General features: G+C 69.0%; 1 protein-coding gene. It reads left to right on the top strand.

What is annotated here, in order from left to right:
* On the top strand, positions 1-1,241 hold a 1,241-nt coding region (gene vgrG / locus E8E75_RS00130), incomplete at both ends, for a type VI secretion system tip protein VgrG (protein ID WP_280357645.1).

Raw genomic sequence — 1,241 nt, forward strand, 5'->3', positions numbered from 1 at the left:
TACCGCATCTACCAGCACCAGAGCGTGCCGGAAATCGTCGAGGGCATCCTGCGCGGCCGGCATCTGCTTGAAGGGCAGGACTTCTTCTTCGACCTCAAGCGCGACTACCCCAAGCGCGAGCAAGTGCTGCAATACGCCGAGAGCGACCTGGCCTTCGTCGAGCGCCTGCTCGCCGACGTCGGCATCTGGTACCGCTTCACCACCGACGAGCGCCTGCACATCGACGTGGTGGAATTCCACGACGACCCGCGCAACTACCAGTTCGACGTCCGCCTGCCGTACCGGCCGCCCTCCGGTACCAGCAGCGGCGAGGACGCCGTGTGGCAGCTGCAGGCCAGCCATGGCCTGGTCGAGCAGCAGGTCAACATCCGTGCCTACGACCCGCGCGATGCCGGCGCCTACCTCGACGGCGAGGTCGACCAGAGCCGCGGTGCCCGTACCACCTACGGCGAGGCCTACCACTACGGCGAGCCCTACACCGTGCTCGGTGACGCCCACAGCCAGGACGAGGACCTGCCGAGCGAAAGCGGCTACTTCTATGCGCGCCTGCGCCACGAACGCTACCTCAACCAGCAGACCCGCCTCAGCGGCGTCACCAGCAGCGCCACCCTGGCCCCCGGCCAGGTCCTGCGCATCGACGGCGGCGCGCCCGAGGCTTTCGTCCCGGGCGCCGTGATCACCCGGCTGACCACCTGCGCCGCGCGGGATCGCAGCTTCGACGCCCGCTTCGACGCCATGCCCTACGCGGAACGCGTCTGCTTCCGTCCGCCGCTGCGCGCCAAACCGCTGATCGCCGGCACCCTCCCGGCGCGCATCAGCAGCCCGCAGGCCAACGACCAGTACGGCCACATCGATCTCGAGGGGCGCTACAAGGTTCACTTCCTCTTCGACCGCGACAGCTGGCCCGCCGGCCAGGAAAGCCTCTGGCTGCGCCTGGCGCGGCCCTACGCCGGCGACACCTACGGCCTGCACCTGCCGCTGCTGCAGGGCACCGAAGTGGCCGTGGCCTTCGAGCAGGGCGACCCGGACAAGCCCTACATCGCCCACGCCCTGCACGACAGCCAGCACCCCGACCCCGTCACCCTGCGCAACTACCAGCGCAACGTCCTGCGCACCCCGGCCAACAACAAGCTGCGCCTGGACGACCGCCGTGGCCAGGAACACATCAAGCTCAGCACCGAGCACAGCGGCAAGAGCCAGCTCAACCTCGGTCATCTGGTGGATGCGCAACGGCAGAAGCG

The sequence above is a fragment of the Pseudomonas sp. BN606 genome (genome assembly GCF_029873115.1).
GTDB lineage: Bacteria > Pseudomonadota > Gammaproteobacteria > Pseudomonadales > Pseudomonadaceae > Metapseudomonas.